Origin of the sequence: Blastochloris viridis (assembly GCF_001402875.1) — a bacterium.
GTDB classification, from domain to species: Bacteria; Pseudomonadota; Alphaproteobacteria; order Rhizobiales; family Xanthobacteraceae; genus Blastochloris; species Blastochloris viridis.
Genome location: NZ_CP012946.1, coordinates 1,254,416 through 1,268,779, shown reverse-complemented (window position 1 = coordinate 1,268,779; position 14,364 = coordinate 1,254,416). Strand labels below are relative to the sequence as shown.

Genomic DNA, 14,364 nt, shown 5'->3' with positions numbered 1-14,364 from the left:
GCAATCGATCCGGTCAAACAACGGGGGGAACCGGCGCCGCCTCGGCGGGGGGCGCGGCGAGCGCGTCGGCATCGGCCTCGGCGACAGCGGGGTTCGGCTTGGCGGGCTTGGCCCGCGGGCTCATTGCCCAGCTGGCGACCGCCGCACCGGCGACGAAGGCGGCGAAGCGCCCGATGGCGTGGCCGCGAACCACCGCCGCCGCCGCGCCGCCCACCGCCGAGGCGATGGCGCCGGCGGTCGCGGCATCGACGGTGCGGGCGACCGCCTCCTGGGTCGTGGCCTCGCCCCGCCGCACCGCGGCGACCTGCTGGCCGGCGGCGACGCCGCCGCCGACCACGGCGCCGAGCGCCCCAAAGCGCAGCGCCGCATCAATTGCATCGCCGGGAAGATGCTTGATCCGCGACATCACGAGCCTCCTTGAGTCGGGGTTTCGGCGGCCGGGCTGCGGTCGCCATCGCGACGGCCGACCACGGCGGCGAGGGTCAGAACCGCGGCGGCACCGAGCGCCGCCCCGGTCCAGAACGACCGGCTCGCCAGGGTGTTGCGGTCGACGAAACCGCGCCCGGGCAGCAGCGTCGCCGGCCGCTCCTCCATCATCTCGTCGAAGAGATGGCCGGCGCGGCGGACGCTGTGCAGCAGGCCCGTGAAAACATCATCGTTCGACATGGCTGCCTCCGGAATTGGCGTCCGCGGGCGGGATGACACCGTGGCCGATGACGCGGTCGAATTCGGCGTCGGACGCGTCGATCAGCTGGCTCCACAGCTCCGGCGCAAGGACGCTCGGGGTGTATTCGATCACCACCGACAGCGCCGCCGGATTGACGCGGAACGAGCGAACGCCGACCGTGGCGGTGGCGGCGTCGGCCAGCTTGCGGGCAAGAGTCGGGGTGAACAGCGCGAGACCGCCGACCGCAAGCCGGAGCCGGATGCGGCCGCTGACGTGATGGGCGATGCTGAGGTGGCGCCGCAGCGGCTTGAGCCTCGCGGCCAGCGCCGACATGCCGGTCATAAGTGTCATGCTACGCCGCCCCTGGCGGGACCGCAACACGCGGGACAAAGACCGCGCCATCCGGCCTGAGTGCGCCGATGAAATCGCCGCCAAGCATCGCAAACCCGCTCCGCGCCCGCCGTCGTTCCGGGCGCGGCGGCCGCGTGTCCGCGCATGCCGGCCCACGCCGTCACCCCGAATGGGACGCCTGATAATGTCAGGATGGTTTGCGTGAACCGGGTGGCGGAGCGGCGGTGCGCGTTGCTGCCTGCACGCAAATGAAGTGTGACGTAACGGGTATCACGCAGCTACGAGCAAGATCAACTAAGAAGGTTTGCGTGGGCTCTGCCGATGCAGGCGTGCCGTCGCCCGCACGGTCTGGATGAGCGCAATTTGAATGACTGCAGTCTGCATCAGGTCTTGCCCCGCGCAAACCACAGCGGATCGGATGCCGGCGCGCGCCGTCAGTAGCCCAGCACCCGCGGCAGCCACAGCGCCAGATCCGGAAACGCGATCAGCGCCACCAGCACCAGCACCATCGACCCGATCATCGGAAACACCCAGCGCAGCGTCGCTTCCATCGGCACGCCGGCGATACGGCACGACACCATCAGGTTCACCGCCATCGGCGGCGTGAACTGGCCGATGGCGATCTTGAGGGTGAGCAGCACGCCGAACCACACCGGGTCCCAGCCGAACTTGGCGGCGATCGGCATCAGCAGCGGCAGCAGGATGAGGAAGGTCGACACCCCGTCGAGGAACATGCCGATCACGATCAGCATCACGATCAGCAGCGCCAGCGTGGCGTATTCTCCGCCGCCGAGGCCGACGATCGCTTCGGCGGCACGGTCGAACACCCCAAGCGTCGAGCCGGCCCAACCGAAGATCGACGCCAGCGCCACCACGACCAGGATGACGCCGGAAATCTCCGCCGCCTCGACGAACATCTCGTAGAGGTCCTTCAGCGTCAGCGAGCGGAAGATCACGAAACCGACGAACAGGCCGTAGACCACCGCCATCACCGCCGCCTCGGTCGGCGTGAACCAGCCCGCGCGCATGCCGCCGAGGATCAGCACCGGCGCCATCAGCCCCCAGATCGCCTCGCGGAACGACTTCCAGAACGGCGGCAGCGGCTCGTCCTTCTCGGCGAGGCCGAAGCCGTGCTTGTTGGAGGTGTAGAAGATCGGCACGAGCAGCGCGATGCCGGCAAGCAGGCCGGGGATCATGCCGGCGGCGAATAGCGCCGGCACCGAGGCCTGCGGTACCAGCACGCTGTAGATGATCAGCGCGATCGAGGGCGGGATCAGGATGTCGGTCGCCGCCGCCGCGCCGATCACGCTCGCCGAGTAGGCCCGCGGATAGCCGGCGCGGCTGAGCGCGCCGATCATGGCGCCACCGACCGCGGCGGCGTTGGCCGGGCCCGAGCCGGAGATGCCGCCGAGAAACATGCTGACCAGCACGGTGACGGCGGCGAGCGAGCCGGCCCGGCGGCCAACCAGGCAGATGGCGAAATTGACCAGACGGATCGCCACGCCCGAACGGTCGAAGATCGCGCCCACCAGCACGAACATCGGCACCGCCAGCAGCGGGTATTTGGCGATGCCGGTATAAGCGTTGGTCGGCACCGCCAGCAGGTTGAGGTCGGCGAGATAGATCGCCAGCGTGCCGGCCAGCCCGAGCGCGACAGCGACCGGCGTTCCGAGCACGAACAGCACCAGGAAGCAGACGAACAGCGCAGCAGCGATCATGGCCGGTCGAAGGTGGCTCGGGGTTTGACGAATGCGGCCGGACCGCCACGGTTCGGCCCGCGGCCGGCGCCGGAGCGCGCGCGATGCGCGACCAAACGAAGTGGTGTTCGCGCCACCGCGATCACAGCGGGTCGACCGCGTCGTGCGGCGGCAGCCGGCGGAGCTTGAGCGTGCGCACCAGGTGGCCGACCGCGCGGCCGGTCACCACCACCGCCAGCACCGGTAGCGCCGCGGTGTAGATCCATTGCGGCTCGCCGAGCCCCGGCGAGGTGACCTCGAAGCGGTATTCGTCCCACACCAGCCGGCCGCCGAGCACCGCCAGCAGCGCGAACATCGCGATAGTCGCCACCGTCGCGATCACCTCCGCGGCGTGGCGGCCGCCGGGCGGCAGCAGCGAGGCGAACCAGACGATGCGGATGTTGCGGTCGGCGGCGGTGGCGATCGAGGCGCCGAGCATGGTGACCACCACCATCAGCGCAATCGAATATTCCTCGGTGAAGGCGAACGAGATGTCGGTGAAATAGCGCGCGATGACGTTGCCGAGCGTGATCAGGCACAGCGCCGCCATCGCCGCGGCGGCGAGCACCTTCTCGAAGGTGACAGGAACCCGCAACGGCGGGTCCTGGCGGGCGAGGAGATCGGCGGGCTCGGGCATGGCGATAACAACACCTGTTCAGGCTGGGCCCGCCGGCCCGTCGTCGCGGTAGCAGAGATCTGGCGCAAGCGCGCAGATCACCGGCTGGCGGCCACCGACTGTTCGGCGGCGGTGACGAGGTCGGCGCCGATCCGCGCCTTCCACTTGTCATAGACCGCAGCGGTGGCCTTCTGGAACGCCTTCTGCTGCGCGGGAGAAAGGCGGGTGACGGTGACACCGGCTGCCTCGATCTGCGTCAGCAGCGACGGGTCCTCGACCGTGATGCCCTTGCGCGCAATGTCGCGGCCGTACGCGCCCGCGTCGGCGGCGGCGGCGCGCAGCAGCGCCTGGTCCTCGGGCGAGAAGGTGTCCCACACCGGCTTCGACACCGCGAAGATCAGGGGATCGGCGACGTAGCCCCACAGCGTCAGGTGTTTCTGGCCGAGGGTGTACAGCTTGGCGAGGGAGTAGACCGCGAGCGGGTTCTCCTGCCCGTCGACCGCGCCGGTCGAGAGCGCCGGCTGGGCGTCGGCCCAGCTCATCTGGGTCGGATTGGCGCCGAGCGCGGTGAAGGTCTCATTGAACAGCGGCGAGCCGACCACGCGGATCTTGAGGCCCTTCAGGTCCTCCGGCGTCCTGACGTCGCGCTTGGAGTTCGACAATTCGCGGAAGCCGTTCTCGCCCCACGCCAGCGGCACCACGTCCTTGGTGGCGATGACGTCGAACACCATCTTGCCGGCCGGGCCGGAGGTGATGGCGTCGAGCGCCCTGAAATCCGGCATCAGGAACGGCAGCGCAAACAGGTTGAGCTGGGACACCTGGGGCGACCAGTTGATGGTCGAGCCGACCGCCATGTCGATGACGCCCTGGCGCATGGCGGTGAATTCCTTGGTCTGGTCGCCGCCGACCAGTTGCGCACCCGGATAGACCTTGAGAACGATCCGGCCGTTCGACCGCTCCTTGACGAGATCGGCCCAGCGCTGCGCCGAAAGCCCCCACGGAAACGGCGCGCCCAGCACGGTGGAAACCTTGTATTCCGGCTTCAGGGCCTCGGCCGAGGCCGGCTGGCCGGCGAGCAGCATGGCAAGGCCGGCCGCCACGGCCGACGACAACAACCTGGTCACAACGTTCCTCCTTGATTGCGCCGATGGGTGAATGGACCCACTGCCGAGGCTGGCTGAGGCGGGCATCCGCGATTGGGGCTCTCGGCCGCTCCAAGCGCCTGATAACATGGCACCGCGCCACCTGTCTGCGGCCTCGCTGGCGGCCCGCCTTTCGGCCCACCTGTGGGCAAGGCGCCCAGCGCGCCGCGGCCGTCGATCCGCAATGGACATCCCCGCCCGAATACCGATTGTCCCGCAACGGGCGACGCCGCCGGCCGTTCGGCCATCGTTCCTATGACTCCATTGACTCCGCGTCGTCAGGACGTATGGTGCCGGCTCGACCAGCAGGATGGCGCAAGACGCGTACCAGCTTGTGTGCTTTTGGTCCCGACGCCGCATTTCCGGGGCCCGATCCGAGACCGCATCGATGTCTTTTGAACACCTCGGCCTGAGCGACAAGGTTCTCGTGGCCGTGAAGGAAGTCGGCTACACCGAGCCGACCCCGATCCAGGAACAGGCGATTCCCCACGTCCTGGCGCATCGCGATGTGCTCGGCATCGCCCAGACCGGCACCGGCAAGACCGCAGCGTTTACGCTGCCGATGCTGACGATGCTGGAACAGGGCCGCGCCAAGGCCCGCATGCCGCGGACGCTGATCCTGGAGCCGACCCGCGAGCTCGCGGCACAGGTCGAGGAAGAGTTCGGCAAATACGGCCAGCACCACAAGATCAACATGGCGCTGCTGATCGGCGGCGTGTCGTTCGACGACCAGGACGCCAAATTATCGCGCGGCGTCGACGTGCTGATCGCCACCCCTGGCCGCCTGCTCGACCATTTCGAGCGCGGCAAGCTGCTGTTGTCCGGCATCGAGATCCTGGTCATCGACGAAGCCGACCGCATGCTCGACATGGGCTTCATCCCTGACATCGAGCGCATCTGTCGGTTGATCCCGATGACGCGCCAGACGCTGTTCTTCTCGGCCACCATGCCGCCGGAGATCCAGCGCCTCGTCGACACCTTCCTGCATCAGCCCGCCCGGATCGAGGTCGCCAAACAGGCCACTGCGGCGGCAACCGTCATTCAGCAACTGATCGCCACCGGCTCCGAGCCGCATGAGAAGCGCGACGTGCTGCGTCGGCTGATCCGCGAGGTCGAGGGGCTGAAGAACGCCATCGTGTTCTGCAATCGCAAGCGCGAAGTGGCGGTGCTGTGGCGCTCGCTGGTCAAGCACGGCTTCAACGCCACCGCGCTGCACGGCGACATGGACCAGCGCGCCCGCATCGCCTCGCTGGACTCCTTCCGCACGGGCGAGGCAACCATCCTGGTCGCCTCCGACGTCGCCGCCCGCGGCCTCGACATTCCCGAGGTCAGCCACGTCTTCAACTACGACGTGCCGCACCACGCCGAGGACTACATCCACCGCATCGGCCGCACCGGCCGCGCCGGCCGCTCCGGCACCGCTGTCACGCTGGTCAGCCCGGCCGACACCCGCTCGCTGGGGGCGATCGAGAAGTTGACCGGCGTGCAGATCAACTGGCTCGGCGCGCCGGTGAGCCACGAATCCAGCTCCGAGCGCCCGGCCCGTGGCGAGCGCGGCGGACGCGGCGAGCGCAGCGGACGTGGTGGGGAGCGTGGCGAACGGGGTGGGGAACGTGGCAAAGGCGGTAGCAGCCGCCGTCCCCGCGACACCGCAAGTCCTCCGTCACCTCGTGTTCAACCGGAGCGTAAAAACACTGAGGATACTCCGCGGCCCGTGACCAGGCCCGGAAATGTCGGCGGCCGCTCCCGCAGAGCCGAAACGGCCGAAGATAACGATGAAAATCTGTTCTTGCCGGCGTTTTTGCTTCGGCCGACCCGCATCAAGGCCGAATAGCGCGGCTTTACGACCGTGCGAATATAGAACCTGGCGCCCGAGCAACCCCCTGTTGTTACGGGCGTTTACCGGATATTCAGGGGGCGGCCGCTACGATCCCTTCCGTCGCTTTGTCACTGTGACTTAGTGGATTTCGCGTACGGAGGCCGGAGCCCCGGAGGGAATTCATGGTCGTCTCGCCCGACGATTTCGAACGATCACTGGCCTTCGCGGAGATCGCGATCGGGCAGATCAAGGCGTTGCGCCAGCCCGCCTATCCGCGAAACTATGAAGTCTGGTACAATTATGCCACCGGCCAGAACGTTCACCTCAACGCCGCGGTGAACGAGGCGCTGGCGCGGTCCGGCGGCCTTTGCGACAAGGACCTCAACCGCATCTACGACGACCTGCTGTCGCCCCATCGCTTCACCGAGACCATCGACCAGCTCGGCGTCAAGGTGATGAACAAGATCAGCCAGGTGCTGGCGATGGTTCAGACCGCGGCCGGCGACGCGTCGCAATATTCGGAATCGCTCGCCGACGCCTCCAGCGCCATTGCCCGCGCTGGCGCCGATTCCGACAGCCTGCACGTCATCGTCGAGAGCCTGGTCGAGTCGACTCGCGAGATGGAGGCGCGCAATCGCACCCTCCAGGACCGCCTCAACGACTCCAAGCGCGAGATTTCGCAGCTCAAGGAGAACCTGGAGGCCGCCCGCACCGAGTCGCTGACCGACCCGCTGACCACGCTGGCCAACCGCAAGTATTTCGACATGGCGCTCGCCCGCCTGATGGCCGACGCCAAAGCCTCCGGCGAGCCGCTGTCGCTGCTGATCACCGACATCGACCATTTCAAGAAGTTCAACGACACCTTCGGCCACCTTACCGGCGATCAGGTGCTGCGCTTGGTGGCGCTGGCGGTGAAGCAGAACGTCAAGGGCCAGGACATCGCCGCCCGCTACGGCGGCGAGGAGTTCGTGGTGCTGCTGCCGCGCACCACCGCCCAGCATGCCGCGACCGTGGCCGAGCACATCCGCAGGGCGGTGATGGGCAAGGAACTGATGAAGCGCTCGACCGGCGAAAGCCTCGGCCGCGTCACCATCTCGGCCGGCGTCGCCACCATGCGCCTCGGCGACACCGCGACCTCACTGATCGAGCGCGCCGACAGCTATTTGTACATGGCCAAGCACGGCGGCCGCAATCGCGTCGCCGTCGAGCCCGATCCGGAACTGCCGCCGGCGCGGGTGGCGTAATCGGGTCGCCAGCCGATCCCGCCTTCGGGCGGCAATCCGGGCGTTGAGACCGGCATTTCAAACAGGTGTTTTCGACGCCGCCGTTTCCCGGATTGCGCGGCGATATCCCGGAAACCGGACCGGACGTGGCGTCGCGACAGCCGCGGCCGTGTCGCCTCCAGCGGCGGCAATCGACCGTTGGTTCCGGCGCAAAAAATCGCGAAATCGAAGAGATTTTCCGGCGACGGGACCACCGGCCTGGTCGGCTGGATTCGTATTACGCTGCGACGGCGCCCTCGGCCGGCGCCAGCGCCACCGACTCCCCGCAGCCGCACGATGCGGTTTCGTTCGGGTTGTTGAACACGAACTGCGCCGACAGCTTTTCGGTGCGGTAGTCCATTTCAGCGCCGAGCAGAAACATGATCGCGCCGGGCTCGATCACCACCTTGGCGCCGCCCTGCTCCACCACTTCCTCGCCCGGCCGAACCTCGGTGGCGTAGTCGACGGTGTAGGCCATGCCGGCGCAGCCGCCTTTCTTGACCCCGACACGCAGACCCACGATCGGCGTCTCGGTCGCGTCCATCAGCTGCCTCACCTGTGCTGCGGCGCTATCGGTGAGGCGCAGGACCTGCATCTTGGGACGGACGGTCATCGGCTTTCTCCCTCGCACGCAACGCGGCCCCGCCAACGGAGCCCGACGCCGACCAGCATGGATCGCATCCTTGGTGGATATGGGGCGCGATTCGAGCTTCGGCCACTCTCACCAAAGATTGAGCGCGACGCGGGCCTCTTCCGACATCCGGCTCTGATCCCACGGCGGGTCCCACACCACCGCGACCTTGGCGCCGGCGACGCCGGACACCATCGCCACCGCGCTTTCCACCATCAGCGGCAGCTCGGCCGCAGACGGGCAGTTCGGCGTGGTCAGCGTCATCTCGACGTGGACGATACGGTCCTCGCCGATGTCGACCTTGTAGATCAGGCCCAGCTCGTAGATGTCCGCCGGGATTTCCGGGTCGTGCACGGATTTCAGCGCCTGCACGATATCGTCCGTCAGCCGCTCCAGCTCGTGCGGCGGAATTGCACCGGTCGAAGCCGCGCCCGCATCGGTCGGCACGCGGTTCGCGACGGTGGCAGCGACGTCCTGATTAGAATTATTCTCGTTCATACAAACAGAGCCTCGGCTCTTGTGAGAGCATTCACCAGTTTATCGACTTCCTCGCGGGTGTTGTACAGTGCAAATGACGCTCGGCAAGTGGCGGTTACTCCGAAACGGGCGAGCAGCGGCATGGTGCAGTGAGTTCCAGCCCGTACCGCAATACCTGAGCGGTCGATCACGGTCGCGACATCGTGCGCGTGCGCGTTGCTCAACTCGAATGACACGATGGCACCTTTCTCGCGTGCGTTGCCGAACATGCGCAGCGAGTTGATGCGCGACAACTGCCCGTGGGCATAGGCGAGGAGATCGGCCTCGTGGGCGCGGATCGCCTCCGGTCCGACCGACTTGATGTAGTCGAGCGCCGCGCCGAGCCCGATCGCCGGGACGATCGACGGCGTACCGGCCTCGAACTTGTACGGCGGATCGCCGTAGGTAACGGTGTCCTGCGTCACCGTCCGGATCATCTCGCCGCCGCCGAGGAACGGCGGCATCCTGTCGAGGTGCTCGCGCTTGGCATACAGCGCGCCGATGCCGGAGGGCCCATACAGCTTGTGGCCGGTGATGACATAGAAATCGGCGTCGATGTCCTGCACGTCGACCGGCAGGTGCACCGCGCCCTGGCTGCCGTCGACCAGCACCGGGATGCCGCGAGCGTGGGCGATGCGCACCACCTCCTTGACCGGCACGATGGTGCCGAGCGCATTCGACATGTGGGTGATGGCGACGATCTTGGTGCGCGGCGTCAGCAGCTTTTCGAATTCGTCCAAGAGGAAATTGCCGTCGTCGTCGACCGGCGCCCATTTCAGCACCACGCCGCGGCGCTCGCGGTGGAAGTGCCAGGGCACGATGTTGGAATGGTGCTCCATGATCGACAGCACCACCTCGTCGCCGTCCTCGAGCACCATGCCGCCGAACGACGCCGCGACCAAGTTGATCGCTTCGGTGGCATTGCGCACGAACACGATTTCCTCGACCGTGCGCGCATTGAGGAAGGCACGCACCGTCTCGCGGGCGCCCTCATAGGCTTCGGTGGCGGCATTGGCGAGGAAGTGCATGCCGCGGTGAACGTTGGCGTATTCGGTCTCGTACGCCAGCCGCATACGGTCCAGCACCTGCCGCGGCTTTTGCGCCGACGCGGCGTTGTCGAGATAGACCAGCGGCTTGCCATAGACCTCGCGGGCCAGGATGGGGAAATCCGCCCTCACCGCCTCAACATCGAAAGCCGATGCCGCCGCGCGGTCGATTGCCGTCGCATCCATCATGATCCCCGCTGCCTCAATTATGAACCTGTCCTGCGCCCAGCCACCTCGCCGCGGCGCGATGCCCGATCGATGGCGGCAAAACCGCCGCCATGCCGCTTCGGACGGGCCGGCCCACCGGGCCGAACCGTCGACCGCTCGCCGAAACCTCTTCCCCGGCAGGGATTTCCGACCAGCGTTGTGTCGGCCTCGCCATGCGATCAGCCCGACGCCCGATTAGCCATTGTCGCGCCGCTCCAGCCAGCGCGCCACCTGCCCGGTCAGCGCCTCGCGCACCGGCTCAAGGCCGACCTCATCGACGATTTCGCCGACGAACGACTGGATCAGCAACGCCTCGGCCTCTGCTGCCGGGATCCCGCGGGCTTCGAGATAGAACAACAGCTCCTCATCGAGCGCGCCCGACGTCGCGCCGTGGCCGCACTGCACGTCGTCGGCGTAGATCTCGAGCTCGGGCTTGTTGCTCATCTCGGCGCGGTCGGACAGCACCAGCGCGTTCGAGGCCATGCGGCCATCGGTCTTCTGCGCCTCGGCCTCCACGATGATCTTGCCCTGGAACACGCCGTGGGCCTCGCCGTCGAGCACGGTGCGAAACAGCTCGCGGCTCTCGCACTGGGTCGCCTTGTGCTCGACCTGAAGCGTGGTGTCGCCGTGCTGGCGGCCGCGCAGCAGCGAGGCGCCGCGCAACGCCGCGACGATGTGGTCGCCCTTGAGCGCAAGGCCGACCTGCTGGCGCGACACCGCGGCGCCGGTGGTGAGCACGCAGCCTTTCAGCACCGTGCGCGCGCCCACCTCCGCCATCAGCGTGTGGAGATGAAGCGCGCGATCGCCCTCGGCCTGGTGGCGGATCAACTCGACGCAAGCGCCCTCGCCGACCGACAGCTCCAACGCGCTGTTGGTCTGGTAGTCGGTGCCGTCCGGCCCCTCGAAGCTCTCGATCAGGGTCAGCGCGGCGTCGGGTTCGACCACCACCAGCGAGCGGCTGAAATCGGCGGTGGCGGCGCCAACATGGCAATTGACGATCAGCAGCGGCCGCGCAACCGTCGTGCCCGCGCCGACGTGGATCACCACGCCGTCGGTCATGAACGCGGTGTTGAGGTCGAGCGCGATGTTGCCGGCCGGCGCCAGCGCACCGAGCCGCTCGCGCAGCGGATGGGCCTCTCTCAGCACACCCGCCAGCGGCATCACCGTGAGGCCCGGCTCGAGGTCGGCGAGGTCGGACAGTGCGGGCGCGAAGCTGCCATTGACCAGCACCAGCCGACGCGCGCCGACCGCGGCGAACGCGGCACCGGCGTCGCGCGCGGCCGCGACATCCTCGCCGCTCAGCGGCGACGCCAGCGGCTTCGCCTCGCGCATCAGCATGCGCAAATCGGTGTACTTCCAGTCTTCGATGCGGCGGTTCGGCAGCCCGGCGGATTCGAATGCGCCAAATGCGTCCTGGCGCAGCTTCTTGACGTCGGCATCGCCTGGCAGGCTCGGTGCCGCGAGACCGAACGCAGCGCTGAGCGCCAGCTCGGCCGGCGTCTTGATGGGGGTCATATCGGTCATGCGACGTGGTCTTCCTAACGGTTCAGGCTTCGATCTGTCCGAGACGTTTTTCCACGCGGTCGAGCCGCGCGTCGATACGGTCGATGCGGACCGACAGATTGGCAACCTGCACCTCAAGTGAGCCAATCCGCTGCACCGTCTCGATCTGCCGCTGGTTCAGCGTATCGAGTTGCTCGCGGATGGCGCGAAGTTGCTGGAGCACGAGGTTGTCGGTCTCGCTGAATGTCATCACGCCGCGTCCTGGTAGTCGCGATAGCCGTTGGCTTCGAGCTCCAGCGCCAGTTCCTTGCCGCCGGAACGCACGATGCGGCCCTTCGACATCACATGCACGGAGTCCGGCACGATGTGATTGAGCAGGCGCTGATAGTGGGTGATGACGATGAACGAGCGGTCGGCGCGGCGCAGCCGGTTGACGCCGTCGGAGACGATGCGCAGCGCGTCGATGTCGAGGCCGGAGTCGGTCTCGTCCAGAATGGCGAGCTTGGGATCGAGCAGCGACATCTGCAGGATCTCGTTGCGCTTCTTCTCGCCGCCGGAGAAGCCGACATTGACCGACCGGCGCAGCATCTCCTGCTTGATAAGCAACGCCTCGGCCTCCGCCTTCACCAGCTTCATGAAGTCCGGCGTGGTCAGCTCCGGCTCGCCGCGATGCTTGCGCTGGGCGTTCATCGCGGTCTTGAGGAAGGTCATGGTGGCGACGCCCGGCACCTCCATCGGATACTGGAACGCCAGGAACACGCCCTTCGCCGCGCGCTCGTCGGCCGCCATCTGAAGGATGCTCTCGCCGTTCAGCAGCACCTCGCCGTCGGTGACGGTGTAGCCCGGCTTGCCCGACAGCACGTAGGACAGCGTCGACTTGCCCGAGCCGTTCGGACCCATGATGGCGGCGACCTCGCCGGCGGCCACGGTGAGGTTGAGACCGTTGAGGATCTTCTTGTCCTCGACCTCGGCGTGAAGATTGCGGATTTCGAGCATCGGTATCATCCCGTCTTTGACCTCGGCGCCATGGGGCGGTGGTCCATCGTCAATAACTGCGCTGGTCGCGGAGTTCGTAATGCTGCGAGCGCGCATCGAACCGCTTCAGCAGCCGGCGCGCAGCCTCGATCACATAGGCGGTTTCGAAGTCCTCGCCGGCGAAGGCCTTGATGTCGTCGAGGCTGTCGAACCGCATCATGGTGATGAACTCGACCTCATCGCCCATCGGCCTTTGCAACAGTTCGATGCCGCGATAGCCCTTTATGCGCTTTTCCTCAATGCCCGGAAACACTTGCGTCTTCAGCAATGTTTCGTAGGCAGCGGCGTTGTCGGGCGTCGTCCACCCGTGCCAGATGCGTGAGATCATCACCCCACCGAGCCCTCAAGGCTGATCGAGATCAGCTTCTGCGCCTCGACGGCGAACTCCATCGGCAGTTTCTGCAGCACCTCGCGCACGAAGCCGTTGACCACCAGCGCCACCGCCTCCTCGGACGACAGGCCGCGCTGCTGGCAGTAGAACAGCGTGTCCTCGGAGATTTTCGAGGTGGTGGCCTCGTGCTCGAACACCGCGCTCGAGTTCTTGCTCTCGATGTAGGGCACGGTGTGCGCGCCGCACTGGTTGCCGACCAGCAGCGAGTCGCAGTTGGTCCAGTTGCGCGCGCCGGTGGCCTTCCTGTGCGCGGTGACGAGGCCGCGATAGGTGTTCTGCGACCGGCCGGCGGCGATGCCCTTGGAAATGATCCGGCTCACGGTGTTCTTGCCGAGGTGGATCATCTTGGTGCCGGAGTCGACCTGCTGGTAGCCGTTCGAGATGGCGATCGAATAGAACTCGCCCTTCGAATTGTCGCCGCGCAGGATGCAGCTCGGATATTTCCAGGTGATGGCCGAGCCGGTCTCGACCTGGGTCCACGAGATCTTCGAGTTCGTGCCGCGGCAATCGCCGCGCTTGGTGACGAAATTGTAGATGCCGCCCTTGCCGTCCTTGTCGCCGGGATACCAGTTCTGGACGGTGGAATACTTGATCTCGGCGTCGTCGAGCGCGATCAGCTCGACCACCGCGGCGTGCAGCTGGTTCTCGTCGCGGCGCGGCGCGGTGCAGCCTTCGAGGTAGCTCACGTAAGAGCCCTTGTCGGCGATGATCAGCGTGCGCTCGAACTGGCCGGTGTTCTGCTCGTTGATGCGGAAATAGGTCGACAGCTCCATCGGGCAGCGCACCCCCGGCGGCACGTAGACGAACGAGCCGTCGGAGAACACCGCCGAATTCAGCGTGGCGTAGAAATTGTCGGTGACCGGCACCACGGTGCCGAGATACTGCCGCACCAGATCGGGGTACTCGCGGATCGCTTCCGAAATCGGACAGAAGATGACACCGGCCTTCTTCAACTCGTCCTTGAAGGTGGTGGCGACCGACACGCTATCGAACACCGCGTCGACCGCGACGCGCGAAGGCGGGTAGCTGGCGCCCTCGACGCCGGCGAGCAACTCCTGCTCCCTCAAGGGGATGCCGAGCTTCTCATAGGCCTTGAGGATTTCCGGATCGACCTCGTCCAGCGATTTCGGCGCCGCGTTCATCCGCGGCGCGGCGTAGTAATAGAGGTCCTGGAAGTCGATCTTGGGGTACGACACCTTGGCCCAGGTCGGCTCGTCCAGCGTCAGCCAGCGCCGATAGGCGCCGAGCCGCCACTCCGTCATCCACTCCGGCTCGCCCTTTTTGGCCGAGATGAAGCGGACGATGTCCTCGCCGAGACCTTTCGGGGCCTTGTCCATCTCGACATCGGTCGAGAAGCCCCACTTGTACTGATCGACATCGATGGCGCGGACCGATTCGACGGTCTCTTGCACAGCCGGCATTACTTTACTCCCTTCCTCGCG

Annotated in this window: 16 protein-coding genes; 2 read left to right on the top strand and 14 right to left on the bottom strand. The window is 66.8% G+C overall.

Translation table 11 applies throughout. The features are described from left to right. Positions 1–13: 13 nt before the first annotated feature. From BVIR_RS16705 to BVIR_RS05605, 6 genes are all read right to left on the bottom strand, one after another. The gene (locus tag BVIR_RS16705) at positions 14–406 is read right to left on the bottom strand and encodes a magnetosome protein MamC family protein (protein ID WP_055036808.1); all 393 of its coding nucleotides are present in this window, start codon (positions 404–406) and stop codon (positions 14–16) included. Then, entirely contained in the window at positions 406–666 is a 261-nt protein-coding gene (locus tag BVIR_RS05625) for a hypothetical protein (protein WP_055036807.1), read from the bottom strand. Before BVIR_RS05625 ends, BVIR_RS16705 begins: the two co-directional genes overlap by 1 nt. Next, the gene (locus BVIR_RS05620) at positions 653–1,018 is read right to left on the bottom strand and encodes a cation transporter (RefSeq protein WP_145911845.1); all 366 of its coding nucleotides are present in this window, start codon (positions 1,016–1,018) and stop codon (positions 653–655) included. The genes BVIR_RS05625 and BVIR_RS05620 overlap by 14 nt, the downstream gene beginning before the upstream one ends. A gap of 434 nt (positions 1,019–1,452) precedes the next feature. Beyond that, the gene (locus BVIR_RS05615) at positions 1,453–2,736 is read right to left on the bottom strand and encodes a TRAP transporter large permease (protein ID WP_055036805.1); all 1,284 of its coding nucleotides are present in this window, start codon (positions 2,734–2,736) and stop codon (positions 1,453–1,455) included. A 121-nt stretch (positions 2,737–2,857) separates the two neighbouring features. Continuing rightward, positions 2,858–3,391, bottom strand: coding sequence for a TRAP transporter small permease (locus BVIR_RS05610; protein ID WP_055036804.1), 534 nt, complete (start codon positions 3,389–3,391; stop codon positions 2,858–2,860). A 77-nt stretch (positions 3,392–3,468) separates the two neighbouring features. After that, the gene (locus tag BVIR_RS05605; protein WP_197604405.1) at positions 3,469–4,494 is read right to left on the bottom strand and encodes a DctP family TRAP transporter solute-binding subunit; all 1,026 of its coding nucleotides are present in this window, start codon (positions 4,492–4,494) and stop codon (positions 3,469–3,471) included. A gap of 406 nt (positions 4,495–4,900) precedes the next feature. On the opposite strand from BVIR_RS05605, the gene BVIR_RS05600 reads away from it, so the two are divergent. Further along, complete coding sequence (locus tag BVIR_RS05600; RefSeq protein ID WP_055036803.1) at positions 4,901–6,346, top strand: DEAD/DEAH box helicase; 1,446 nt, start codon at positions 4,901–4,903, stop codon at positions 6,344–6,346. A gap of 167 nt (positions 6,347–6,513) precedes the next feature. Further along, the gene (locus BVIR_RS05595) at positions 6,514–7,575 is read left to right on the top strand and encodes a diguanylate cyclase (protein WP_055036802.1); all 1,062 of its coding nucleotides are present in this window, start codon (positions 6,514–6,516) and stop codon (positions 7,573–7,575) included. Between the two features lie 256 nt (positions 7,576–7,831). On the opposite strand, the gene BVIR_RS05590 is transcribed toward BVIR_RS05595, so the two are convergent. The 8 genes from BVIR_RS05590 to sufB all read right to left on the bottom strand — a co-directional run bounded on the left by BVIR_RS05590 (position 7,832) and on the right by sufB (position 14,343). After that, the gene (locus tag BVIR_RS05590; RefSeq protein ID WP_055036801.1) at positions 7,832–8,206 is read right to left on the bottom strand and encodes a HesB/IscA family protein; all 375 of its coding nucleotides are present in this window, start codon (positions 8,204–8,206) and stop codon (positions 7,832–7,834) included. 108 nt (positions 8,207–8,314) lie between these two features. Continuing rightward, a complete protein-coding gene (locus BVIR_RS05585; protein WP_082416752.1) occupies positions 8,315–8,722 on the bottom strand; it encodes a DUF59 domain-containing protein in 408 nt (135 codons plus the stop codon). Next, positions 8,719–9,975 carry a cysteine desulfurase gene (locus BVIR_RS05580; protein ID WP_236823720.1) on the bottom strand — a complete coding sequence of 419 codons (1,257 nt, stop codon included), beginning with the start codon at positions 9,973–9,975 and terminating at the stop codon, positions 8,719–8,721. Before BVIR_RS05580 ends, BVIR_RS05585 begins: the two co-directional genes overlap by 4 nt. A gap of 213 nt (positions 9,976–10,188) precedes the next feature. Beyond that, positions 10,189–11,517 carry a Fe-S cluster assembly protein SufD gene (sufD, locus tag BVIR_RS05575; RefSeq protein ID WP_055036800.1) on the bottom strand — a complete coding sequence of 443 codons (1,329 nt, stop codon included), beginning with the start codon at positions 11,515–11,517 and terminating at the stop codon, positions 10,189–10,191. Between the two features lie 22 nt (positions 11,518–11,539). Further along, positions 11,540–11,746 (bottom strand): hypothetical protein, encoded by a 207-nt coding sequence (locus tag BVIR_RS05570; protein WP_055036799.1) that lies wholly within the window; start codon positions 11,744–11,746, stop codon positions 11,540–11,542. Beyond that, entirely contained in the window at positions 11,746–12,492 is a 747-nt protein-coding gene (gene sufC, locus BVIR_RS05565; RefSeq protein WP_055036798.1) for a Fe-S cluster assembly ATPase SufC, read from the bottom strand. Before sufC ends, BVIR_RS05570 begins: the two co-directional genes overlap by 1 nt. Before the next feature lie 49 nt (positions 12,493–12,541). Continuing rightward, positions 12,542–12,859 (bottom strand): antibiotic biosynthesis monooxygenase family protein, encoded by a 318-nt coding sequence (locus BVIR_RS17135; RefSeq protein ID WP_055036797.1) that lies wholly within the window; start codon positions 12,857–12,859, stop codon positions 12,542–12,544. Further along, on the bottom strand, positions 12,859–14,343 hold the full coding sequence (gene sufB, locus BVIR_RS05555) for a Fe-S cluster assembly protein SufB (RefSeq protein ID WP_055036796.1): 1,485 nt from the start codon (positions 14,341–14,343) through the stop codon (positions 12,859–12,861). The genes BVIR_RS17135 and sufB overlap by 1 nt, the downstream gene beginning before the upstream one ends. Positions 14,344–14,364: the final 21 nt, after the last annotated feature.